Annotated in this window: 22 protein-coding genes; 11 read left to right on the plus strand and 11 right to left on the minus strand. The window is 70.5% G+C overall.

All coding sequences use genetic code 11. The annotated features are described in order from the left end of the window. Nucleotides 1–41: 41 nt before the first annotated feature. Entirely contained in the window at nt 42–668 is a 627-nt protein-coding gene (locus AB0H62_RS42310) for a heme-copper oxidase subunit III (RefSeq protein WP_220237951.1), read from the minus strand. 95 nt (nt 669–763) lie between these two features. On the opposite strand from AB0H62_RS42310, the gene AB0H62_RS42315 reads away from it, so the two are divergent. From AB0H62_RS42315 to trpD, 3 genes are read left to right on the plus strand one after another with little or no spacing between them, the layout of a single operon-like run. Then, nucleotides 764–1,189 carry a hypothetical protein gene (locus AB0H62_RS42315; RefSeq protein WP_360592064.1) on the plus strand — a complete coding sequence of 142 codons (426 nt, stop codon included), beginning with the start codon at nt 764–766 and terminating at the stop codon, nt 1,187–1,189. 60 nt (nt 1,190–1,249) lie between these two features. Then, a complete protein-coding gene (locus AB0H62_RS42320) occupies nt 1,250–1,660 on the plus strand; it encodes a hypothetical protein (RefSeq protein ID WP_220237949.1) in 411 nt (136 codons plus the stop codon). A gap of 7 nt (nt 1,661–1,667) precedes the next feature. Beyond that, nucleotides 1,668–2,717 (plus strand): anthranilate phosphoribosyltransferase, encoded by a 1,050-nt coding sequence (gene trpD, locus AB0H62_RS42325; RefSeq protein WP_360592065.1) that lies wholly within the window; start codon nt 1,668–1,670, stop codon nt 2,715–2,717. Between the two features lie 82 nt (nt 2,718–2,799). Here the strand turns inward: trpD and AB0H62_RS42330 are convergent, their stop codons facing one another. Beyond that, nucleotides 2,800–3,771 (minus strand): helix-turn-helix domain-containing protein, encoded by a 972-nt coding sequence (locus AB0H62_RS42330; protein ID WP_360592066.1) that lies wholly within the window; start codon nt 3,769–3,771, stop codon nt 2,800–2,802. 83 nt (nt 3,772–3,854) lie between these two features. Between AB0H62_RS42330 and AB0H62_RS42335 the strand changes: the two genes are divergently transcribed. Continuing rightward, nucleotides 3,855–4,799 (plus strand): DMT family transporter, encoded by a 945-nt coding sequence (locus tag AB0H62_RS42335; protein ID WP_220237946.1) that lies wholly within the window; start codon nt 3,855–3,857, stop codon nt 4,797–4,799. Here the strand turns inward: AB0H62_RS42335 and AB0H62_RS42340 are convergent. Then, on the minus strand, nt 4,744–5,166 hold the full coding sequence (locus tag AB0H62_RS42340; protein WP_220237945.1) for a cytochrome c oxidase subunit 4: 423 nt from the start codon (nt 5,164–5,166) through the stop codon (nt 4,744–4,746). The two genes, AB0H62_RS42335 and AB0H62_RS42340, sit on opposite strands and share 56 nt — an antisense overlap. Before the next feature lie 39 nt (nt 5,167–5,205). Beyond that, nucleotides 5,206–6,153 carry a cytochrome c oxidase subunit II gene (coxB, locus tag AB0H62_RS42345; RefSeq protein ID WP_220237944.1) on the minus strand — a complete coding sequence of 316 codons (948 nt, stop codon included), beginning with the start codon at nt 6,151–6,153 and terminating at the stop codon, nt 5,206–5,208. 196 nt (nt 6,154–6,349) lie between these two features. On the opposite strand from coxB, the gene asnB reads away from it, so the two are divergent. Next, nucleotides 6,350–8,284 carry an asparagine synthase (glutamine-hydrolyzing) gene (gene asnB, locus AB0H62_RS42350; protein WP_220237943.1) on the plus strand — a complete coding sequence of 645 codons (1,935 nt, stop codon included), beginning with the start codon at nt 6,350–6,352 and terminating at the stop codon, nt 8,282–8,284. Nucleotides 8,285–8,541: 257 nt separating this feature from the next. On the opposite strand, the gene AB0H62_RS42355 is transcribed toward asnB, so the two are convergent. Next, complete coding sequence (locus AB0H62_RS42355; protein WP_220237942.1) at nt 8,542–9,534, minus strand: carbohydrate kinase family protein; 993 nt, start codon at nt 9,532–9,534, stop codon at nt 8,542–8,544. Nucleotides 9,535–9,679: 145 nt separating this feature from the next. Here AB0H62_RS42355 and AB0H62_RS42360 point away from each other — a divergent pair, with 145 nt between their 5' ends. Beyond that, nucleotides 9,680–9,862, plus strand: coding sequence for a hypothetical protein (locus tag AB0H62_RS42360; RefSeq protein ID WP_220237941.1), 183 nt, complete (start codon nt 9,680–9,682; stop codon nt 9,860–9,862). A 113-nt stretch (nt 9,863–9,975) separates the two neighbouring features. Here the strand turns inward: AB0H62_RS42360 and AB0H62_RS42365 are convergent, their stop codons facing one another. Continuing rightward, entirely contained in the window at nt 9,976–10,353 is a 378-nt protein-coding gene (locus tag AB0H62_RS42365) for an iron-sulfur cluster assembly accessory protein (protein ID WP_220237940.1), read from the minus strand. 145 nt (nt 10,354–10,498) lie between these two features. Between AB0H62_RS42365 and AB0H62_RS42370 the strand changes: the two genes are divergently transcribed. Further along, nucleotides 10,499–11,146, plus strand: coding sequence for a DUF3043 domain-containing protein (locus tag AB0H62_RS42370; protein WP_220237939.1), 648 nt, complete (start codon nt 10,499–10,501; stop codon nt 11,144–11,146). 192 nt (nt 11,147–11,338) lie between these two features. Next, a complete protein-coding gene (locus AB0H62_RS42375) occupies nt 11,339–12,334 on the plus strand; it encodes an aldo/keto reductase family protein (protein WP_360592067.1) in 996 nt (331 codons plus the stop codon). A gap of 36 nt (nt 12,335–12,370) precedes the next feature. Here the strand turns inward: AB0H62_RS42375 and AB0H62_RS42380 are convergent, their stop codons facing one another. After that, nucleotides 12,371–13,060, minus strand: coding sequence for an IspD/TarI family cytidylyltransferase (locus AB0H62_RS42380; protein WP_360592068.1), 690 nt, complete (start codon nt 13,058–13,060; stop codon nt 12,371–12,373). Between the two features lie 11 nt (nt 13,061–13,071). Continuing rightward, complete coding sequence (locus AB0H62_RS42385) at nt 13,072–13,641, minus strand: dihydrofolate reductase family protein (RefSeq protein ID WP_220237936.1); 570 nt, start codon at nt 13,639–13,641, stop codon at nt 13,072–13,074. A 152-nt stretch (nt 13,642–13,793) separates the two neighbouring features. Here AB0H62_RS42385 and cobT point away from each other — a divergent pair, with 152 nt between their 5' ends. Beyond that, complete coding sequence (gene cobT, locus AB0H62_RS42390) at nt 13,794–14,873, plus strand: nicotinate-nucleotide--dimethylbenzimidazole phosphoribosyltransferase (RefSeq protein ID WP_220237935.1); 1,080 nt, start codon at nt 13,794–13,796, stop codon at nt 14,871–14,873. A 63-nt stretch (nt 14,874–14,936) separates the two neighbouring features. Here the strand turns inward: cobT and AB0H62_RS42395 are convergent, their stop codons facing one another. Next, nucleotides 14,937–16,040, minus strand: coding sequence for a branched-chain amino acid aminotransferase (locus AB0H62_RS42395; protein WP_220237934.1), 1,104 nt, complete (start codon nt 16,038–16,040; stop codon nt 14,937–14,939). 112 nt (nt 16,041–16,152) lie between these two features. Here AB0H62_RS42395 and AB0H62_RS42400 point away from each other — a divergent pair, with 112 nt between their 5' ends. Beyond that, the gene (locus AB0H62_RS42400) at nt 16,153–16,458 is read left to right on the plus strand and encodes a SoxR reducing system RseC family protein (RefSeq protein ID WP_220237933.1); all 306 of its coding nucleotides are present in this window, start codon (nt 16,153–16,155) and stop codon (nt 16,456–16,458) included. 15 nt (nt 16,459–16,473) lie between these two features. Here AB0H62_RS42400 and AB0H62_RS42405 read toward each other — a convergent pair whose 3' ends face one another. After that, the gene (locus AB0H62_RS42405) at nt 16,474–17,106 is read right to left on the minus strand and encodes a DUF402 domain-containing protein (RefSeq protein ID WP_220237932.1); all 633 of its coding nucleotides are present in this window, start codon (nt 17,104–17,106) and stop codon (nt 16,474–16,476) included. Then, on the minus strand, nt 17,093–17,950 hold the full coding sequence (locus AB0H62_RS42410; RefSeq protein ID WP_360592069.1) for a sulfatase: 858 nt from the start codon (nt 17,948–17,950) through the stop codon (nt 17,093–17,095). Before AB0H62_RS42410 ends, AB0H62_RS42405 begins: the two co-directional genes overlap by 14 nt. 102 nt (nt 17,951–18,052) lie before the next feature. Between AB0H62_RS42410 and AB0H62_RS42415 the strand changes: the two genes are divergently transcribed. Further along, entirely contained in the window at nt 18,053–19,555 is a 1,503-nt protein-coding gene (locus tag AB0H62_RS42415; RefSeq protein ID WP_360592070.1) for a leucyl aminopeptidase, read from the plus strand. Nucleotides 19,556–19,605: the final 50 nt, after the last annotated feature.

The following is a 19,605-nucleotide window of genomic DNA, read 5'->3' on the forward strand; positions in this document are numbered from 1 at the left end:
TTGCTGTCAGTTCAGGCCGATGGTGGTGGCGGCGGGCGGGATCAGGGGAGGATGTAGATCACCGCGAAGAGGCCCACCCACACGATGTCGACGAAGTGCCAGTAGTACGACACGACGATCGCCGAGGTGGCCTGTGCGGGCGTGAACTTGCTGAGCTTGGTGCGGATCAGCAGATACACGAACGCGATGAGCCCGCCGATCACGTGCAGGCCGTGGAAACCGGTGGCGAGGTAGAACACCGTGCCGAACGGGCCGGACGGGATCGTCAGCCCCTCCTCCACCAGGTTGTGGTACTCGTTGGCCTGGCCCGCGACGAAGATCGCGCCCATGATCAACGTGACGATGTACCAGCGCCGGAGCCCGTAGACGTCGCCGCGCTCCGCGGCGAAGACGCCGAACTGGCACGTCAGCGAGGACAGCACCAGGATCACCGTGAACGGGATCGCGTACGGGATGTTGAGGTGGAATTCCTCGCCGTGCAGGGGAGGCGGCCAGGGTGCGCCGGCCGCGTTCTGCGCCTTGACGGTGAAGAACATGGCGAACAGTCCGGCGAAGAACATCAGTTCGCTGGACAGCCACACGACTGTGCCGACGCTGACCATGTTCGGCCGGTTCAGCGAGTGGACCCGCTGGCTGATGGTGGAAGCTGCCGTTGTCACGGATCGCATTATGTCCTCCCGCGCGGGCACCCCGCCCTTCGGGTCCACGGCGGGTCGTGGGAGCTTCGCATCACACCCGAACCCGGCACAGGCAGGAGCTACTCGTGAGTTTGCTCGGTCGGCTTCGTGACCTGGCCCGAAAGCGCGAAAGTCCCGGTCTGACGCCTGATGCGCCCGGTTTGATGATCGTCGCGGAGGCGTTCGACCCCGCCGTGGCCGACTCGGCGGTGCTCGCGAATTCACCCGGCTGGGTCGCATCCGCGCCCGCCGTCTTCGTCCACCACCTGAGCCTGCCGCCCGATCGCGTGGCCGAGGCGGCGGCGATCCTCGCGCAGGACGGGTGGGAGCTGCGCGAGCAAGGCCCCGACGGCGACCGAGTGCTGGTCCACGCCCTGCGGGTGCAGGTGCTCGACGCCCTGCACTGCGCCCAGGAACGCTCGCGGATGGCCGGTCTGGCGCAGCGCCTCGGCGGCGACGCGCTCGGCTGGGACGCCCGGCAACCGGGTGAGTCGCCCACCGCGTCCGCGTGAGATGCATCTCGGCCGATACGATCGCGAAGTTCCACCCGTGACGAGACGGAGGCGTGCTCAATGGGCGAGCAGACGAAGCGGATCCTGGTGTTCAGCCACAAGGCCGAGGTCCGCGACGCGATCATCAACGCCGTCGGCCGGCGGCCCGCCGCCGACCTGGACCGCGTGGAGTACGTCGAGGCGGCCGGGATCGCCGACGTGCTGTCCGAGGTGGACGCCGGCACCGTCGACCTCGCGATCCTCGACGGCGAGGCCCAGCCCACCGGCGGCATCGGCCTGACCCGCCAGCTCAAGAACGAGATCACCGACTGCCCGCCGATCGTGGTGGCCGTGCGGCGCAAGGACGACCGCTGGCTCGCCACCTGGTCGCAGGCCGACGCCGTGCTGGTGCACCCACTCGACCCGCTGACCGCGGCGGAGACCGTCGCCGGCGTGCTGCGCGCCGGGCGTGTGCCCGCCGTCAACGGCTGAGCCGGGGATGGGCACCACCCCGGTCCCCCACACCTGGTCCGGCCTGCTGACGCAGCTGATCGGGCGCTCGGACCTGTCCGCCGACGACACGGCGTGGGCCATGGACCAGATCATGTCCGGAGCGGCCACGCAGGCGCAGATCGCCGGGTTCGCGATCGCGTTGCGCGCCAAGGGCGAGACGCCGGAGGAGATCTCTGGCATGGCCGAGGCGATGCTGGCGCACGCGCGCCGCATCGAACTGGACGCGCCCGCCGTCGACATCGTCGGCACGGGCGGCGACCGGTCCAACTCGGTCAACATCTCCACGATGGCGACGATCGTCACAGCGGCCGCGGGCGCGCCCGTTGCCAAGCACGGCAACCGCAGCGCTTCGTCGAAGTCGGGCGCGGCCGACGTTTTGGAGACGCTCGGCGTCGCGATCGACTTGGCACCGGACGCGGTGCACCGGTCGTTGCGCGAGATCGGCATCGGCTTCTGCTTCGCGCCCGCGTTCCACCCGGCGTTCCGCCACACCGGCCCGCCGCGGCGGGAGCTGGGCGTGCCGACGACGTTCAACCTGCTCGGCCCGCTCACCAACCCGGCCCAGCCGCGCAGCGCGCTGATCGGCTGCGCGTACGCGGACAAGACCCGTGTGCTGGCGGAAGTGTTCGCACAGCGCGGTTTCTCGGTGCTCGTGGCCCGCGGCGACGACGGCCTCGACGAGATCACCACCACCACGACCACGTCGGTCTGGATGGTCTCGGACGGCACCGTGACCGAACGCAGCTTCGACCCCAGTGCGCTCGGCATCCCGCGCGCCACGGCCGAGGACCTGCGCGGCGGCGACGCGACGGCCAACGCCGAAGTGGTGCGCCAGTTCGTGGCCGGCAAGACCGGTCCGGTGCGCGACGCCGTGGTGCTCAACGCGGCGGCCGCGCTAGCCGCGTTCCGGGGCTTCTCCGGTTCGCTGGAGGACGATCTGGCCACCGGGCTGGAGCAGGCCAACCGCGCCATCGACTCCGGCGCGGCGGCGGCCCTGCTGGAGCGCTGGATCACGTTCTCCTCGGCGTCTCGCTGACCTGACCACGACGAAGGCGGCACCGGAATCTTCCGGTGCCGCCTTCGTCGTGTGCGGGAGCGGTGCCGGGGAGAAAAGCGGCTCAGGAGCCCTGGAAGGCCGCACGGTAGGCGCTCGGGGTGGTTGCCCGCAGGCGCGTGAACTGGTGGCGCAGCGCGGCCGCTGAGGCGTAGCCACAGGCCGACGCGATGTCCTCGACAGACAGCCGGCCCTCCTCCAGTAGCGCCTGCGCGCGGTCGAGCCGGCGTTCGGTGAGCCAGCGGTGCGGCGTGGTGCCCGTCGCGGCGGAGAACCGGCGCAGGAACGTCCGCTCCCCCAGCCCGCTGCGGCGCGCGAGCTCCGCGACCGTGAACGGCCGGTCCAGCCGCCGTTCCACCCACTCCAGCGCCTCGGCGACCACGGCGTCGTCCGGCGAGGCGGTGGCGGGCAGCGGTGCCTCGACGAACTGCGCCTGCCCGCCCGCGCGGTGCGGGGCCGCGACCATCCGCCGCGCGAGCGTGGTGGCCGCCGCGACGCCGCGCAGCCGCCGCACGAGGTGCAGGCACAGGTCCACGGCCGCGACGGTGCCCGCGCTCGTCGACACGCCGCCGTCGTCCGCGTACAGCGCCTGCGGGTCCACGAGAGCCTTCGGGAAGAGCCGGCGGAAGTCCTGTTCGTACACCCAGTGCACGGTGCAGCGGCGGCCGTCGAGCAGGCCCGCGTAGCCGAGGGAGAACACGCCGGCGCAGAACCCGGCGACCCACGCGCCGCGCTCCCGGGCGTCACGGAGGACCTCAAGAACCGGTTCCGGCGGCGCCACCGTGCGCGGTTCGCACGTCGGCACGATCAGCAGATCGGCCGTCGCGGCGAAGTCCAATCCGGACAGTCCCGTGAGCCCGAAACCGGACCAGGTGTCCACTGTGTGGTTTTCGGACCCCTTCGGCGAGCACACGCCGAACTCCCAGCCCTCGATTCCGTCCGCACTGCGGTCGGTGCCGAACACCTCGCACGCGACGCCCAGCTCGAACGGTGAGACCCGGTCGGCCAGCACCACCGCGACCCGTTGCACATCCACGCACCCCAGCGTGTCACAAGTTTTGCGGTCGTTGTCATCTCTGACACTGTTCGCGCGGGCCTCGTGGGCCGAATCTGTGACGCATGAAGAACCCCGAAACCCGCCCGGTCCTGCAGTGGTCGGCTGCCATGGCCCTGTCGGGCACGATCGGCGCGGTAGTGCTGGAAAGCGGTGCCGCCGCGCCCGCCGTCGCGTTCGCCCGCTGTCTCGTCGGCGGTGTCCTGCTCGTGGTGTGGTGCCTCGCGCGCGGTTATCTGCGCAGCTGGCGACCGTCCTTGCGCGACCTGCTGCTGGCCGCGCTCGGCGGAGTGCTGCTGGTGGCCAACTGGGTGCTGCTGTTCACGTCGTACACGCTGTCGTCGATCGGCGTGAGCACCGTCGTCTACCACACGCAGCCGCTCATCCTGGTGGGTCTGGCGGCGGCGTTCCTGGGTGAAAAAGTCGCGAAGACGCACCTGGCCCGGGCGGGCGTCGCGTTCGCCGGCGTGGTGGTGATCTCCCTCTCGGCCCACGGCGACGACGGGCAACCGGTGCGGTTCGCGGGGATCGCGCTCGCGCTGGGCGCGGCGGTGCTCTACGCCGGCACGTCGTTCGTGGCGAAGCAGCTCACCCACGTGCGCCCGCACCTGCTCGCGGCGGTGCAGTTGGCGGTGGGGACGGTGCTGCTGGCCCCGGCGCTGGCGTTCACGCCGTTACCGCACTCGGTTCCGGGGCTGCTGTGGCTGGTGCTGCTCGGCACCGTGCACACAGCGGTGATGTACGTGCTGATGTACGCGAGCATCGGCAAGCTGCCCACCACGACGGTGGCGCTGCTGTCCTACCTGTACCCGGTGGTCGCGGTGGTGGTGGACGTGCTGGCGTTCGGCCACCGGCTGTCGTGGCCGGAGGGCCTGGGAATGCTGGCGGTGCTCGCCGCCGCGCTGGCACCCCAGCGCGGCGGCAGGTCCCGGTCGCGAACGACCGGGGAAAACGTCACTCGTGGTTCGGACCCGTGTGGTACTCGAACACCAGCCCGCCCACGGCGATGAGCAGGGCGACGAGCGCCATGACCAGCAGCCAGATGTGGAAGAACGCGAGCGCGAGACCACCCAGCGCGGCCGAGGCCGCCATGGCGATCGGCCAGTAGCTGCCCGGGCTGAAGAAGCCGAGCTCGCCCGCACCGTCGCTGATCTCGGCGTCCTCGCGGTCCTCGGGGCGCGGTTCGATCCGGCGGGACACGAACTGCATGTAGCTGCCCGCGAGGAACGCGAGACCACCGGTCAGGAAGAGCGAGACGATGCCGACGGGCTCGGCCTTCTGGTCGGTCGCGTAGAGGGCGGTCATGACCCAGTAGATGACGGCCATGACGACGGCGAACGCCGCCACCATGTAGAAAATCCGGGCTTCGACCTTCATGGGACTTTCTCCCCTACTCCTCTGGTTCGCCGGAACCGGTCAGTTGGACGCGGTGCGCGCGGTGCGGTCGGTGTTGAACGGCTGCGTGGTCACCGAGTGCGGGGTGCACAGCACGCCGCAGTTCATCGCCGTCAGCGCCTCGGAAGCCGTGTTCGGCAGGCCCGTCTTCGGGTTGGTTTCCGTGCGCAGCTTGATGTACTGGTCGTACTTGTCCGGCGAGAGCGCGCGGACCTCGAAGTTCATCACCGAGTGGTACGTGCCGCAGAGTTCCGCGCACCGGCCGACGAAGGAGCCTTCGCGGTCGATCGAGTTCTGGAACGAGCTGTCCTGATTGTTCTTCTCGGGGTCCGGGAACACGTCGCGCTTGAAGTGGAACTCCGGGACCCAGAACGAGTGGATGACGTCGGTGGACCGCAAGCGGTACTCGATCGTCTTGTTCGTGGGGAGCACGAGCAGCGGGATCTCGCCGGACGAGCCGACGGTGCTCACCTGGGTGCCGTCCGGGCGCTTCGCGTTCGCGTCGTCGTACTTGAACTCCCAGTTCCACTGGAAGGCCACCACGTCGACGGTCACGTCCGGGTCGGGCTTCTTGTCGAGGACGTTGCTCTCGGTCGTCGCCGTGAAGAAGAACAGGACGCAGACCATGATCGTCGGGACGACGACCGTGAAGATCTCGAGCGGAATGTTGTACTGGAACTGCCGCGGGAGGTCGTCGGGACCCTCGACCGCGGAGTTCTTCTTCTTGCGGTGGAACGTCGCGGTCCAGAAGATCAGGGCCCACACGATGACACCGACGGCGAGCGCCGCGACGACCGTCCACGTCCAGAGGTTCTGCATCTCCTCGGCCTGCGGGGTGACCCCGACCGGCCAGCCGAATCGGAGGATCTCGTCCCCGGAGCAGCCCGTCGCGGTCAGCGCCACCAGCGCGGCGAGCGCAGCAACGCGGCCGACTCGCTTACCCCTGTGGGTGTGCACTGGTTTTCCCACTGCGCCTCGCCCTTTCACCCAGAGCCTCCTCGACCGATCTTCGTGACAGGCGGAGCCTAGCCGAGTTCACGGTTCCCGCTGTCCAAGGGGTGACCACAACGCGCGCGCGTCCACCCGATGCGGTCCGCGGTGCACGGTTCGCGGCATACTGGGCCCTTCCCCGGACCGGCGAAGACCCTGAGGTGTGTGAGTACGCGTGTGCGGCCTGCTTGGACTGATCTGCGGTACCGAGACCGACGCGGCGAACGCCCGTGAAGCAGTGGGCGCGGCGATGCGCTGCCAGCGCCACCGCGGCCCCGACGAGCAGGACACCTGGGCCGACGGCGAGGTCGTCTACGGCTTCAACCGGCTGGCGTTCATCGACGTCGACCACGCCCACCAGCCGCTGCACTGGGGTCCGCCGGAGGCGCCGGGCCGCTACACCATGAACTTCAACGGCGAGATCTACAACTACCGTGAGCTGCGCGAAGAGCTGGCTGAAAAGTTCGGCGCGAAGTTCGAAACCGAGGGCGACGGCGAAGCGATCGTCGCGGCTTACCACTACCTGGGCGCCGACGCGGTGAAGAAGCTGCGCGGCATGTTCGCCTTCATGATCTGGGACTCCGCCGAGAAGGTCGTGTTCGGCGCGCGGGACCCGTTCGGCATCAAGCCGCTGTTCTACGCCGCCGGCCCCGGCGGCGTCGCGTTCTCCAGCGAGAAGAAGAGCCTGCTGGAGCTCACCGACACGCTCGGCGTGGCCCAGGAGCTGGACCGCAAGGCCCTGCAGCACTACCTGGTGCTGCAGTACGTGCCGGAGCCCGAGTCGCTGCACACGGCGGTGCGCCGCGTCGAGTCGGGCACCTCGTTCCGCGTGGTGCCGGGCGGGCAGGTCGAGTTCACCCGCTACTTCCACCCGCAGTTCGCGGCGAAGCCGGTGAACGGCGCCGGTGAGGCCGAAGCGCTGTACGAGCGCATCGCGAATGTGATGCGCGACTCGGTGGGCAAGCACATGATCTCCGACCCGGACGTGACGGTCGGCGCGTTCCTGTCCGGCGGCATCGACTCCACGGCCACCGCGACGCTGGCGAAGGAGCACAATCCGAACCTCATCGCGTTCACCACCGGGTTCGAGCGCGAGGGTTACTCCGAAGTGGACGTGGCCGCCGAGTCGGCCGCGGCGATCGGCGTGAAGCACGTGGTGCGCACGGTTTCCGCCGACGAGATGATGGAGGCGCTGCCGCTCATCGTCTGGTACCTCGACGACCCGGTGGCCGACCCGGCGCTGGTGCCGCTGTGGTTCATCGCCCGCGAGGCGCGCAAGCACGTGAAGGCCGTGCTGTCCGGCGAGGGCGCCGACGAGCTGTTCGGCGGCTACACGATCTACAACGAGCCGATTTCGCTGGCACCGTTCGAAAAGGTGCCCGGCGGTGTGCGCAAGCTCATCGGCAAGGTGTCCACGAAGATCCCGGAAGGCACGCGGGGCAAAGACTTGCTGCGCCGCGGCGCGCTGCCGCTGGAGGACCGTTACTACGGCAACGCCCGCAACTTCCGTGACGACCAGTTGCGCAACGTGCTGCGGACCTATCAGGACGGTGTGGGCTTCAAGGACGTCACCGCGCCCTGGTACGACATCTCGCGCGGCTGGGACCCGGTGGCGCGCATGCAGCACGTGGACCTGTTCACCTGGCTGCGCGGCGACATCCTCGTGAAGGCCGACAAGGTCACCATGGCCAACTCGCTGGAGCTGCGCGTGCCGTTCCTCGACGCCGAGGTGTTCAAGGTCGCCGCTTCCATTCCCCTGGACCAGAAACTCGCGCACGGCACCACGAAGTACGCGCTGCGCCAGGCACTCGCGAAGATCATCCCCGCCCACGTGCTCAACCGACGCAAGCTCGGCTTCCCCGTGCCGATCCGCCTGTGGCTGCGCAACGAGATGTACGACTGGGCGCGCGGCATCATCAACGACTCGAAGACCGACGAGCTGCTCGACAAGCCCGCCGTGCTGCGCCTGCTGGAGGAGCACAAGGCCGGCCAGCTCGACCGCAGCCGCCAGATCTGGGCGCTGCTGGTGTTCATGCTGTGGCACGGCATCTTCGTCGAGCACCGCATCAAGCCGGAGATTCCGGAACCGGCCTACCCGGTGAAGCTCTGACGCGGTTTCCGCCAGATCCGAACGGGGATTTCGACGCAGCTTGAACAGCTTGGCGGCGAGATCCTCGTCCGGCAGCGTGCTTCACCTGAAACTTTTCGGAAAGTGATTCTGACCACGGCCGGCTCGGACGGCACGCTGCACTCGTTGCGGGTCGACCTGAGGTACTACGGCGCGTGAACCGGTTGGTGCGGATCCGCTGATACGAGAGTGGCCGCCCTGCGCATCCGGGGGCGGCCACTCTCGTGTTGCGCGGGACGTCAGGCGGCGGGCAGCACCGTGGCGATCTCGTCCGCCGCTTCCGGGCCGAACGCGTCGCCGAGGCGGGCCAGGGCGTCGGTGCGGTCGAAGATCCACTCCTGCGTGCCGACGGTCTCCAGGACCAGCACGGCGATGAGCGAGCCGAGCTGCGCGGCGCGCTCCAGCTCCAGGCCGCCTTCGAGCGCGGCGAGGAAGCCGGCGCGGAAGCCGTCGCCGACGCCCGTCGGATCGGCCTTGCCGCGCTCCGGGACGGCGCCGATCTGCAGGGCGAGGCCGTCGCGGCCGATGATCTCCACGCCCTTCTCGCCCAGCGTCGTGATGCGCATGCCCACGCGCTCCAGCACGTCGGCCTCGGTCCAGCCCGACTTCTGGAGCAGCAGCTCCCACTCGTAGTCGTTGCTGAACAGATACTTGGCGCCCGCGATGAAGTCGCGCACCTGGGCGCCGTCCATGCGGGCCAGCTGCTGCGAGGGGTCGACGGCGAAGGTGTAGCCGCGCTGGCGGCACTCCTGCGCGTGGCGGACCATGCCCTCGGGGTCGTCCGGGCTGATCAGCACGAGGCTCAGCTCGCCGGTGCGGTCGGCGATGGGCTTGAGCTCGATGTTGCGCGACTCGGCCATGGCGCCGGCGTAGAACGTCGCGATCTGGCACAGGTCCTCGTCGGTGGTGCACACGAACCGCGCGGTGTGCGCGACCTCGGACACCAGCACCCCGGAGGTGTCCACGCCATGGCGCTCCAGCCACGACGCGTAGTCGGCCCAGTCGGAGCCCACGGCACCCACGAGCACGGGGTTCACGCCCAGCACGCCGAGGCCGAACGCGATGTTGGCGCCGATGCCGCCGCGGCGGACGACGAGGTCGTCGGCCAGGAAGCTCAGGGACACCCGGTGGAGCTGTTCCTTCACGAGCTGCTCGGCGAACCTGCCGGGGAAGTGCATCAGGTGATCGGTTGCGATGCTGCCGGACACGGCGATCCTGGCCTTGTCTGCCACCGGTTCTCCTCTGGCTGTCGTGTGCGTGCGACTCTGGCGTGGTTACCCGCAGGTCATGACCCGTCCGGGTAGTTCCCGCGCCTCGGCCGACACTACCGGCTGGTACCGCTTTCCCAGTCGCTGAAGGATCAATAGCGTTACGGAAGTGAACACGGCCACTGAACCGGAAGACCTCGGCGAGCTCATCGCCGACTGCGCCCACATCCCGTCCGCGCTCCGCAGCGAGGGACTCACGACCGACCGGATGCCGCACCCGCGGGCCGCGCGGCCGTGGCAGGTCGACGACGCCTGCCACGCGCAGGTCGCCGACCTCGACGCCTACGTCTGAGGCCCCGGCACCCCGCCTTCGAGCACGAAGAAGGGCCCCGGCCGAGTCGGCTGGGGCCCTTCTTCGTGTCTCTGCTTGCTGACTGATCTGTGCTTGCTGACCGAGCGCGCGGCTCAGTGGAAGCTGTCACCGCACGCGCACGAGCCGGTCGCGTTCGGGTTGTCGATCGTGAAGCCCTGCTTCTCGATCGAGTCGACGAAGTCGATCACAGCCTCGGACACGTACGGAGCGCTCATCCGGTCGACCGCCACGCGCAGACCGTCGAAGTCGCGGAAGAGGTCACCGTCGAGCTCGCGCTCGTCGAAGAACAGCTGGTAGCGCAGACCCGCGCAGCCACCGGGCTGGACGGCGATGCGCAGGTGCATGTCGTCGCGGCCCTCCTGCTCGAGCAGGGCCTTCGCCTTGACCGCCGCGGCGTCGGTCAAGGTCACGCCGTGGGTCTCCTCGGCGGTCTCGGCCTGCGCCGCACCGGTCTGCTCAGCGGTCGTCATGGCACTCCCTCTAGGTCGAACTCACTGCGGGTACTTGTCGTCCGAAACAGTTCAACTCTCCGGGTACCCGATCTGTTCCCCCTCCATCGTCGCACATCGCACGACCTGCCGAACATCGTCGTGACGCCTGCAATACCCTGGTGAGGTGAGGTTCCTGCGCCGAAGCACCACCAAGACCCCCGCCGACGACGTCGACGCCGACGTCGTCGACCCCGCGTCGACCACCGGGAAGGCGTACACGCCGGGCAAAGGCCGGGCGACACCGTCGCGGCGGGAAGCGGAAGGGCGCAAGCGCGGACCGGTCGCCCCGCCGCCCACCAGCATGCGCGAGGCGATGAAGCGCAACAAGCAGCTCCGCAAGGAGAACCCGGTCAGCAAGGACGACCGCCGGGCTGCCGCCAAAGAGCGCCGCGAACGCATGATGTCGGGTGACGACAAGTACCTGCCCGTGCGCGACCGCGGCCCGGTCAAGGCGTATGTGCGCGACCTCGTGGACTCCCGCCGCAACATCCTGGGCCTGTTCATGCCGCTCGCGATCCTCGTGTTCCTCGCGCTGCTGATCCCGGTGCCCGCGGCGCAGCAGTACATCACCCTCATCTGCATGGCGATGCTGCTGGTCATGGCCATCGAGGGCGTGGTCAACGGCCGCAAGATCTCCCGCCTGGCCCGCGAGCGGTTCCCGAAGGAGCCCACCCGCGGCGTCGGCTGGTACGCCTTCGTGCGCGCGAGCCAGATCCGCAAGCTGCGGGTCCCGAAGCCGCGCCTGCGCCCGGGCGACCCGATCCCCGGCTGAGCGCTTTCGTGACGGCCGCCACACCTTCGCAGGTGAGGCGGCCGTTGTCGTATCCGGCTATCTGCCGGCGAGTACCCGGTGAGCGCTGTGAACGCACCTTGAACGGCGGGGCCGACCACCCGTGAGCACCACCACTGCCCGATCGGGGAGGTTCGTTAGCAAGGCGAACAACCTCCGCCTAGGCTGAGCGGCATGGAGTTTCGACGACTCGGCCGCAGCGGCCTCAACATCAGTGAGATCTCCTACGGCAACTGGCTCACCCACGGGTCCCAGGTCGAAGAGGAGCAGGCCCAGGCCTGCATCAAGGCGGCGCTCGACGCCGGCATCACGACCTTCGACACGGCCGACGTGTACGCCAACACGGCGGCGGAGTCCGTGCTCGGGCGGGGCCTGAAGGGCCAGCGCCGAGAGAGCCTCGAGATCTTCACGAAGGTGTTCTGGCCCACCGGGCCGAAGGGCCAGAACGACAAGGGCCTCTCGCGCAAGCACATCATGGAGTCGGCCACCGCGTCCCTGCAGCGGCTCGGCACCGACTACCTCGACCTCTACCAGGCGCACCGCTTCGACCACGGCACCCCGCTGGAAGAGACGATGCTCGCCTTCTCCGACCTGGTCCGCCAGGGCAAGGTGCTCTACGTGGGCGTCTCGGAGTGGTCGGCCGACCAGATCACGCAGGGCGCGGCGCTCGCGCGTGAGCTGAAGGTGCCGTTCATCTCCAACCAGCCGCAGTACTCGATGCTGTGGCGCGTCATCGAGTCGCAGGTCGTGCCGGCGTCCGAGCGCGAGGGGCTGAGCCAGATCGTCTGGTCGCCGATCGCGCAGGGCGTGCTCACCGGAAAGTACAAGGCGGGCCAGCCCCTGCCGGAGGGTTCGCGCGCGACCGACGAGAACGGCGGCGCGAACATGGTCAAGCGTTTCCTCAACGACGAGACGCTGACCGCGGTCGCCAAGCTGGAGCCGCTGGCCGCGCAGGCCGGGCTGAGCATGGCGCAGCTGGCCGTGGCGTGGGTCCTGCAGAACCCGAACGTCGCCTCGGCGATCATCGGCGCCTCCCGCCCGGAGCAGGTGCACGAGAACGTCAAGGCCGCCGGCGTGAAGCTGGACGAGGACCTGATGACGGCGATCGACGAGGCTCTCGAGTCCGTCGTCGAGCGCGACGCGACACTGACCCGCAGCCCGGCGCTGTGATCTCCGCCGCTGAGCGGGCACGGGCCAGGCGTCCGCTCAGCGGGAGAGCAACCGCTCGGCCACCGCGAGGTCGTGCGGGTAGGTGATCTTCAGGTTCTCCGCGCCGCCGGGCACCCAGTGCACCGGCAGCGCGGAGAACCGTTCCATGCACGAAGCCGTGTCCGTGCCCAGGAAGCCCTCGGTTTCGGCCTGTTCGTAGGCCGCCAGCAGCGACGCGGCGCGGAAGCCCTGCGGCGTCTGCACGCGGATCGCGCCCGGCAGCGGCGCGGCGACCGAACCGTCGGCGGCCATCGAGACCACGTCGTCGGCGGCCAGTCCCGGCACGGCGCCGCCGAACTCGCGGGTCCTGGCGAGGACGTCGCCGATCAACGCCGGAGTCGCGAGCGGGCGGGCGGCGTCGTGGATCAGCACGGCGTCGACGGCGCCCGACTCGATGCGCGGGGCGAGGTGGCGCAGGGCATTCAGCTCGGACCCTTGCCGCGTCGCACCGCCGGTGACGACCTCGACCTTCCCCGGGTGCGCGGCCAGCACCTCGTCGGCCAGCTCGGTGTCCTGCTCGCGGATCACGAGCACCAGCACGCCGACCTCGGGCACCGCGGCGAACGCCGCCAGCGACCACGCCACGACGCGGCGGCCCGCCATCGGCAGGTACACCTTGTTGAGCGCCGCGCCGACCCTCGTGCCGGCGCCGCTGGCCAGCACGACCCCTGCCGCTGTCGTCTCCACGGTCGGCGACCCTACTGGGCCGCGTTCGCCGGGGTGTAGCTGAGGATCACCATCCCGTTGCCGAACACTTCGCTGCCGTTGAACGTGAAGTTCGCCTTCGCGGTGTCGCGGTAAAGCAGCTCGTCGGGCTTGGCCGCACCGGAGATCACGGGGTGCAGCCACACGCGCAGCTCGTCGAGCAGGCCGTTGGCCAGCAGCAGCCGCGTGACGTCGCCGAAGCCGTACTGCAGGATGTCGCGGTCGGTGCGCTCCTTGACCTCGCGCACCGCGGCCACGGCGTCGCCACCGGCACCGCCGAGCACGTGGCTGTTCGTCCACTGGGGATCGGTCAGCGACGAGGAGACGACGTACTTGTCGATCGAGTTCATCCGGTCGGCGAACAGGTCGGTGCCGCCCCGCTGTGGCCACGCGGCGGAGAACCCGTCGTAGGTCTTGCGGCCCATGATGAGCGCGTCGCTGCGGTCGAGCTGGGCCTGCGCGGCGGCGGTGGCCTCCTCACTGAAGTAGTCCCAGTGCCAGGCGGCCATGTTGGTGATGTCGCCGTCGAGCGTCATGAACGTGGCGTTGACGATCCTGCCCATCGGGGGCTCCCCTCCGTCCGGTTCCGCCCACGCTGGGCGGCTCTCGAAGACGCGTCGAACGGTACCGCCGCGGTTCGACACGGTCGCGGAAGTTTTTTCTCCGGCGGCCGGTAGGTTGACCCGTGAGGACTCCCGCGAGAGAAAGGCCTGGCGTGGACGCGGACACCAGCATCGAGTTCGGCGAGATCGAACCACCCAGCGACCAGGCCCGGTCGGCGGCGATCGCCCTGCACGGCAAGCTCGTGAAGCCCGCGGGGTCGCTGGGGCGGCTCGAGGAGCTCGGCGTGTGGATCTCGTCGTGCCAGGGCCAGGCGCCGCCGCGGCCGTTCACGCGGCCCCGGGTCGTGGTGTTCGCCGGCGACCACGGCATCGCGAAGAAGGGCGTGTCCGCGTATCCGGCGGAGGTCACGTCGCAGCTCGTCGGCACGATGCTGACCGGCGGCGCGGCCATCAACGTGCTCGCCGCCGCGGCCGGCGCCAGCGTGCGCGTGGTCGACATGGCCGTGGACACCGAAGAGTCGGCCATGCGCTCCATCGGCGAGTACAAGGTCCGGCGCGGCTCCGGCTCGATCGACGTCGAGGACGCCCTCACCGACGACGAGGTGCGCGCAGCCGTGCTGGCCGGCATCAAGGTCGCCGACGCCGAGGTGGACGGCGGCGCCGACCTCCTCATCGCGGGCGACCTGGGCATCGGCAACAGCACCCCGGCGTCCGTGCTGGTCGCCGCGCTCACCGGCACCGAGCCCGTGGCCGTGGTCGGGCGCGGTTCGGGCATCGACGACAACGCGTGGATGCGCAAAGCCACCGCCGTGCGCGACGCGCTGCGCCGCGCCCGCGTGGTCCTCGCCGACCCGCTGGCCCTGCTGCGCACCTCCAGCGGCGCCGACATCGCCGCCATGGCAGGTTTCCTGGCCCAGGCGGCCGTCCGCCGTACCCCGGTCGTCCTCGACAGTCTCGTCGTCTGCGCGGCGGCGATGGTGGCCGAGGAGCTCGCGCCCGGTGCGCGCCGCTGGTGGATGTCCGGCCAGCTCACCGGCGAGCCCGCCCACGCCCTCGCGCTGGAGCACCTCGACCTCGGCGCGCTGCTCGACCTCGACGTCCGCCTCGGCGAGGGCACCGGCGCCGTCACCGCGCTGCCGCTGCTGATGATGGCCGCGCGCGTGCTCGCGGAGATGACCACGCACGAGCAGTCCGGGGTGTCCGGCCCGCTCACGCCGGTGCCGGCTTCCTGAAGCCAGTCAACGAAAAGGGCCGCCCGGGACGAACCCGGGCGGCCCTTTCGTGTCCACAGTGGATCAGATCAGCGGACGCATCCAGCCGTCCGGGAAAGCCAGGTCGCCTTCCTGCATGCCGACCAGTTCCTCCCGCAGCTTCATGGTGATCGGACCCGGCTGCCCGTCGCCGATCGTGAACTCGCCGCCGGCGTGCTTCACGTGCCCGACGGGCGTGATCACCGCCGCGGTGCCGCAGGCGAAGACCTCGGTCAGCTCGCCGGAGGCGGCGGCCTTCTCCCACTCGTCGGTGGAGATCCGGCGCTCCTCGACGCGGTGACCCGCCGTCTCGGCCAGCTGCAGCAACGACTTGCGCGTGATGCCCGGCAGCAGCGAGCCGGACAGCTCCGGCGTGACCACGCGGGCGTCGGAGCCCGAGCCGAAGACGAAGAACAGGTTCATCCCGCCCATCTCCTCGACCCAGCGGCGCTCCACGGCGTCGAGCCACACCACCTGGTCGCAGCCCTGTTCCACGGCCTGCGCCTGCGCGACGAACGACGCCGCGTAGTTGCCGGCGCACTTCGCCGCGCCGGTGCCGCCCGGCGCCGCCCGCACGTACTCCGTGGACAGCCACACGCTGACCGGCTTCACGCCACCGGCGAAGTACGAGCCGGCGGGCGAGGCGATGAGCGTGTACAGGTACTCGGTGGCCGGCTTGTTCACGCCTAGCCCGGTCGAGGTGGAGATCATGAACGGCCGCAGGTACAGCGAGTCGCCCTTGCGGGTCGGCACCCAGCGCTCGTCGACCGCGATCAGCTCGCGCAGCGACTCGAGGAAGACGTCCACGGGCAGCTGCGGCATCGCGAGGCGCTCGGCCGAGGCCTGGAAGCGCTCGGCGTTGGCCTCGGGCCGGAACGCGGCGACCGTGCCGTCGGCCTGGCGGTAGGCCTTGAGGCCTTCGAAGATCGCCTGCCCGTAGTGCAGCACCGACGTGGCCGGGTCGAGGGAGAACGGTTCGTACGGCCCGACCTTGGCGTCGTGCCAGCCGCGCTCCTCGCTCCAGCGCACCGTGACCATGTGGTCGGTGAAGTACAGACCGAACCCGGGCTTGTCGAGTACTTCGGCGACGCGCTCGGGAGTCGCGGGGTTCGGGTGCGGGACTCGGGAGAAGTGCGTCGCTGTCGTCATGGCCCAACTTTAGCGCTTGGTCGGAAGCGCGTTAGTCGGAAGACCGCCTGTTTCACGCGCCGCACACCCGCACGTTCGGTGCGTGAGACGCGGATGCCCTTACGATGGACAGGTGAGCTTCCCAGCGACCTCCCAGGGACGCCGACCCGCACAGCCGGGCGTCGGCCTCGACGTGAAGATCTTCGCGACCGCGGTGCTGCTGACGTTCGGCGTCGGCCTGCTCGGCATGGTGGGCTGGGCGCTGCTGGGCAGCGGGTTCGGCGCTGTCCTCGGCCTCGCCGCGGGCGGTTTCGGCGTCTACTGGTGGCGCAGCCTCCACGGCCAGGTGTTCGCGAGGGACCTGCCGACCCGGTCGGTGATCATCCTGCTCGTGGTGAACGTCGTGCTCGCCGCGATCCTGTTGCTCACCGCGACCTGAGCCACGGTCCGGGCGTCACAGCAGAGCGGCCGGCAGCTCCGGCGCGGGCCACGACAGGTCCGGCCGGAAGTCCGTGTGCGTGCCGTCGAACGGGAACGCGCCGGCGTCGGCCAATGCCCCGATCCGCTCCCCCTCCGCGCGCAGCCGGTCGAGCTGCTCGGCCGTGAGCCTGCCGACGGCGAGTGCTTCTTCGGCCTCGTCCTCGTCGTCCCAGCGCCAGCCGGTACCCGGTGTCACCACTACGTCGAGCACGCCGTCGATGCGGTCCGGGCCGCTCGCGGTGCGTCCGAGCGGAATCTCGAGATTCACGTACCAGTCGCGGAACGTGCCGTCCGGCTCGAAGAACCACCACACCGAGGACCACTGGCCCTCGGGAATCATCCGCAGCGTCGAAGTGCCGCGCCACGTGTCGGGCACCGGCACGCGCGGCACGCGGAAGCGCTCTTCCAGCGGGGCCTCGCCCATCGTGCGGCCGTCGGCGAGCCGGCTGCCGACGATCGGCGTGCCCATCGGGAGCCAGCCGAGCAGCACCTGCCCGTCGTCGGACACCACGCGCAAGGGGTGGTGCTGGCCGATGCTGCCGTCGGGCCGCAGGAACCGTTCGACGACGGTCTCCCCCGGCTCCCAGAGGTGATCACTCGCGGGCATGGGCGTCACGGTAGCGGCGGGCCCGCAGCACCAGTTCCAGTACGGTGCCGAGCCCGGCCACGACCAGCACCGCGTACGGCGTCGCGAACAGCGCCGCGGCCAGCGTGACGACGGCTCCCGCGGCGGCGAGCCAGCCCTTGTCCGGCGCGTACCGCTCGCGGGCGTCGGTGTACGTGGTGAGGGCAGCGGGGACCGTCGCGAGCACGACGACCACGGTGAGCAGCGGCTGCAGCTGACCCGCGTCGGCGGCGTAGAGGAGGTCGCGGATCGACGTGGCCGAAAGGCCGAGCCGGTCCGGGCCGAGCTGCACGAGCGCGACGATAGTGACCAGCACCGCGAGCCCGCCGAGCGTCAGCGCGCGAAGGGTGACGCGGTCCGCGGCGACCGGCAGCAGGAACGGCAGCGTGACCACCGCCGCCACGATGACCCCGGCGACGTCCGGCGCGGCGATCGGCGAGGACGTCACGACCGGGGCCACCACGGCGCACAGCACGATCAGCACCACCGCGGCGGCGATCAGCACGATCGTGAGCCAGCGGACCAAGGTGGCGGGCAGCCGCAGGCCGGCGAAATCGGCCACGGCGACCACGACCACGAGCCCGGCCGCCGCGTACGTGGGTTGCGCCGGGACGACATACGCGCCGAAGACGATCGCCTGCACGGCCACCAGTGCCAGCCGCGTGATCCCGCCGGTCCAGCGCTCGACCTGCGTTTCGCCGAGCTCAGGCAGCCGGGCCGTGACACCGGCGGCGATCGCCGCGAGCACGACGCCCGCCAGCACCCAGTAGCCGGCCCCGGCGGCCCCCACTGCCAGCACCACGAGGAGCCCGCCCCCGAGTCGCACGATGGTCCCCTCCCGACGTCCGGCCGCGCTTGTCATTAGCATGGCTCACGATCCGTCCGGGCACGTCGCCCGGTACCACCGCGAACGCGCGAGGAGCCAGAAGTGACCGTGCCGAAGCTTGCCCTGTCCGAGAACACCGAGGCGGCGCTCGCCAAGACCCGCGCCGACGTGGTGGTGATCGGCACCCTCCAGGGCGAGGACGGCCCGGTGCTCGCCGCGGGCGCCGCGGTCGCCGACGCCGCGTTCGACGGCAAACTCGCCGAGGTGCTCGCCACGCTCGGCGCCACCGGCAAGGCCGAGCAGGTCGTGAAGCTGCCCACACTGGGCAAGCTCGCCGCCGGCGTCGTGCTGGCCGTGGGCCTGGGCAAGGCGACCGACGGTGCCGTGACGGCCGAGCAGGTCCGCCGCGCCGCCGGTGCAGCCGCGCGGGCGCTGGCCGGCACGGAGCGCGCGTTCGTCACGCTCTCCGCGCTCGACCTGCAGGCCGCCGTCGAAGGCACCGCGCTCGGCGCGTACACCTTCACCGAGTACCGCTCCGCGAAGGGCGACGCCCCGCTGGCCAAGGCCGACTTCGTCAGCCCGGAGGACGGCACCGCGCGCGAGCACAAGGCGACGCTGAAGGCCGCCACCGCCATCGCGGAGTCGGTGATCATCACCCGCGACCTGATCAACACCCCGCCCAACGACCTGTTCCCGGCCTCGTTCGCCGACCGGGCGAAGAAGCTCGCCGAGGACAACGGCCTCGACTTCGAGGTGCTCGATGAGAAGCAGCTCAAGCGCAAGGGCTTCGGCGGCATCCTGGGCGTCGGCGGCGGTTCCGAGCGTCCGCCGCGCCTGCTGCGCGTGGGCTGGAAGCCGGCCAAGGCGAGCAAGCGCGTGGCACTGGTCGGCAAGGGCATCACGTTCGACTCGGGCGGCATCTCGATCAAGCCGGCCGCGGGCATGGACCACATGACCTCGGACATGTCGGGTGCCGCCGCGGTGCTGGCGTCGGTCGTGCTGGCCGCGAAGCTGAAGTACCCGCTCGAGGTCACCGCGCACATCCCGCTGGCGGAGAACCTGCCCTCGGGCAGCTCCTACCGCCCGGGCGACGTCCTGACCATGTACGGCGGCAAGACCGTCGAGGTCCTCAACACCGACGCCGAGGGCCGTCTGGTCCTGGCCGACGCGATGGTGCGCGCCGCCGAGGAGAACCCCGACTACCTCATCGAGACCGCCACCCTCACCGGCGCGCAGGTGGTGGCGCTCGGCAACCGCACCGCCGGCGTGATGGGCTCCGACGAGTTCCGCGACCGCGTCGCGAGCATCATGCAGGCCACCGGCGAGGGTGGCTGGGCCATGCCGCTGCCCGAGGAGCTGCGCGCCGACCTCGACTCCCGCCTGGCCGACCTGGCCAACGTCACGGGCCACCGCTGGGGCGGCATGCTCGCGGCCGGCCTGTTCCTCAAGGAGTTCGTGGCCGAGGGCCTGCCGTGGGCCCACATCGACGTCGCGGGCCCCGCCTTCAACACCGGCGGCCCCTGGGGCTACACCGGCAAGGGCGGCACGGGCGTCCCCGTCCGCACCATCGCCGCCGTCCTGGCCGACATCGCCGACCGCGGCTGACCCGTTCTCGACGCCAGGCCCCTCACCGCACGCGGTGGGGGGCCTTCTTT

The organism is Amycolatopsis sp. NPDC050768, assembly GCF_040654155.1.
In the GTDB taxonomy this organism is placed as follows: domain Bacteria; phylum Actinomycetota; class Actinomycetes; order Mycobacteriales; family Pseudonocardiaceae; genus Amycolatopsis.